At 64.5% G+C, this 3713-nt stretch carries 1 protein-coding gene; it reads left to right on the top strand.

The features are described from left to right. The coding region (locus AX735_RS16180) for an MBG domain-containing protein (protein ID WP_066282347.1) at positions 1–3713 on the top strand (3713 nt) is incomplete at both ends.

Genomic DNA, 3713 nt, shown 5'->3' on the forward strand with positions numbered 1-3713 from the left:
CCTGGCCGATATCCAGGCCAATGACCGCTTCGGCACATCGGTTTCGCTCGATGGCAACCGATTGGCGGTCGGGGCCGATGGCGACGACGCCGCAGGCAATCCCCCCGCGCTCGAGCGCGAGACCGGGGCGGTCTATCTGTTCACCTTTGCCGATTCGCTGTTCCAGGGCGGTGCGCTGCAGGCCATTGTCGGGCTCGGCTTCGATGCCGGTGGCAACGACCTGGATATCGCGCTCGACGATTTCGACCGGTTCGGCTCGTCGGTGGCGCTCGATGGCACGCGTCTGGTGGTCGGTGCGCTTGGCGATGACGGCAACGGCAACAGCCTGATCAGCCCGGGCGCGGTCTATCTGTTCACTTTTGCCGATCTCGCCTTTTCCGGCGGAATCCAGCGCGGCATCGTCGGCGCCGGCTATAATGGGCCTGGAGATGTCGACACGGCGCTGACGCCATTCGGCATGGGGGACGGAAGCTTTTTCGGCCATTCGATTTCGCTCGATGGAGATCGATTGGCCATTGGCGCGCCGAGGCTCACCAGCTCCGCCGCCAGCCCCGTCAGTTCGGGTGCGGTCTATCTGCTGAGCTTTTCCGACAGCAGTTTTGGCGGCGGCACGGTTTCCGAAATCCTGGGCAAGGGATTTGCCAATTTCGGCACCAATGTCGATTTTGACGTCGAGCTGGACGAGCTCGATTTCTTCGGATCGGCGGTGTCTCTCGACAGCGGCCGGCTCGTGGTCGGCGCGCCAGGGGATGACGGCTTCGGCAATCCTGGCAATGTCGATGATTCGGGCGCGGTCTATCTGTTCACCTTTACCGATCTCGATTTCGGCGGCGTGCGGCTGGTCGGTACCATCGGCTCCGGCTATACTCGTGGCCTCGGCACGCCGGTCGCGGGGCTCGAACTCGACGACAATTTCGGCGCGGCGGTATCGCTCGACGGCAACCGCCTGGCGGTCGGCGCACCCGGCGATGATGGTGCGGGAATCAACGTTCCCAACGCGGGCGCGGTCTATCTCTTCTCCTTTGCCAATGCCGATTTTGTGGCACCCGTTCTGCAGGGCATCGTGGGACGCGGCTATAGCGGCGGCAAGAATATCGCGGTGAGCGAACTGACGGCGGGGGCGGCCTTTGGCAGCGCAGTTTCGCTCGATGGGACCCGGCTTGCCGTGGGCGCGCCGGGTGATCCGGGCGCAGCGCGCGGCGTTCCCAATTCCGGCGCCGTGTATCTTTTCACCTTTATCGACACCGACTTCAACAGCGGCGGCCTGCTGGGCCAGATCGGTGTTGGCTATGCCGGCGGCAACAATCTGGGGATCAGCCTCGATGCCGACGACAGGTTCGGCAGCGCGGTCTCGCTTTTGGATACCCGGCTGGTCGTCGGGGCGCCGGGTGACGACGGTGCTGGCAATGCGGTCGCCGATAGCGGTGCGGTCTACCTCATCACCTTCACCGATCCTGCCCTGTTCGGAGCGTCGCTCGCGGGAACCATCGGCCGCGGCTATTCGGGCAGCAGCGACCTTGACCTGACGATATTGGACAGCGCGGACCGCTTTGGCGCGTCGCTCTCGCTTGACGGGTTGCGGCTTGCCGTCGGCGCGACCGGCGATGATGGCGCGCTGGGTGGCAGGGCCAGCGCAGGCGCGGTGCATCTGTTCACCTTTGCCGACACTGCCTTTGCGACGCCGACGCTCGCACGCACGCTGGGTGTGGACTATGCCGGGGCCAATGGGGTGCCCACGCTGGACAGTGGCGATCTTTTCGGATCGGCGGTGGCGCTGCGCGGCGAAACCCTGGCGGTCGGCGCGCCGGGCGATCGCGGCGCGGGCAACGAGCAGGCGGGGGTAGGCGCGGCCTATCTCTTTGCTGTGCCCGGCGCGAGCTTTGGCGGCGACCCCTCGCTCACCTCGCGCATCGGCCGCGGGTATAACGGCCCTGCCGATATCAACTTCGGTCCCACAGGCGTTGCCGACCTTTTCGGCAGTGCGCTGTCGCTCGATGGCGGCAGGCTGGTGGTGGGCGCGCCCGGAGACGACGGTCCCGAAGATCGGGTCGGCAATGCCGGGTCGGTCTATTTCTTCAACACCGCCAGCGCGGTCGGGCTGCCGGGCCTCGGCTTCGGTGACGATCCGGGCGGGGATGTGACGATCAGCGCCAGCGCGCTTGCCGCTATCCTTTCGGGCGGAACCGGCGTCACGCTTCAGGCGAACAACGACATCACCGTCAACGCGGCAATTCTGGTCGATAATCCCTCTGGCGATGGCGGCAATCTGCGCCTGGAGGCGGGCCGCTCCATCTTTGTCAACGCCGGGATCACGAGCGATAACGGCAGGGTTGAACTGTTTACCAACAACATCCTGTTCCCCGGTGCCATCGATGCCTTCCGCGACCCCGGTGCTTCGGTCGTCACCTTTGGCGCGGGCGGTTTCATCAACGCAGGAACGGGTCTGGTCGATATACAGATCGGCCCTGGCGCCGGCCTTGCCAATCCGCAATCTGGTGCCATCACGCTGGGCAATATCACCGCCGGCACGATCAATGTGCTCAATGCGGGCTTTTCCAGCCCCGTTCAGGAAGTCATCATTCCTGCGGGCATCACGCTGAACGCCAGCGGTGCCGGAACGGCCATCACGGTCATCGGCAGCGTGTTCACCAACAATGGTGGACCAGGCGCGTTCAACATGACCGGGGGCGGGCGGTTCCTTGTCTATTCCAACGATTACGATGTCATCGAGCGCGGCGGGCTGGTCGGCAACAATCTTTATAATCGCGGTTTCCAGCTCAACCCGCCGGGGTCGATCACCCAGCCCGGCAATCTGTTCATCTTCTTCCGTCAGCCCATCCTGACCTTCACGGCCAACAACGCCGCGCGCGAATACGGGCTCGCCAACCCGACCTTCACCGCTGGATTTGCCGGACTGGCGAATGGCGACAGCGCAGCCTATGCCTTTGCCGGCAACCCGGCGCTCAGCACGACGGCGTTCACCAGTTCCAGCGTCGGCACCTACGCGATCAACGCGGCTTTGGGCTCGCTGACATCGGATGTCGGCTATGGCTTTGCCTTTGTGCCCGGCACGCTGACGATCACCAAGGCGCTGCTGACGGTGACGGCGGATAGCGCCACGCGCGAATATGGGCTGGCGAACCCGAATTTCACCGGATCGGTGACCGGCTTTCGCGACGGCGATAACCCTTCCGTCATTTCCGGTCTGACGTTCGGCACGGTCGCAACGACTGCGTCGCCGGTCGGCACCTATGCGATCATCGGATCGGGGGCGACGGCGACCAATTACGACTTCAGCTACGTCCCCGGCACGCTGACGATCACCAAAGCGCTGCTGACGGTGACGGCAAATAACGCCACGCGCGAATATGGCCTGGCCAACCCGGCGTTCACGGGAACGATCACCGGCTATCGCAACGGCGATACCGCCAGTGTCATCAGCGGTCTCACCTATGGCACCGTCGCCACGACGGCGTCGGCTGTGGGCACTTATGCGATTACGGGCTCAGGCGGTACGGCGACGAACTACGACTTCAGCTACGTGCCCGGTACGCTGACGATCACCAAGGCGCTGCTAACGGTGACGGCGGACAATGCCACGCGCGAATACAGACTGGCGAACCCCGCCTTCACCGGCAGCGTCACGGGCTTTCGCAACGGCGATAATGCCAGCGTGATCACCGGTCTGGTCTTTGGATCGGTCGCCACGATCG

It is taken from the genome of Blastomonas sp. CCH1-A6 (genome assembly GCF_001556365.1).
Classification (GTDB): Bacteria; Pseudomonadota; Alphaproteobacteria; order Sphingomonadales; family Sphingomonadaceae; genus Blastomonas; species Blastomonas ursincola.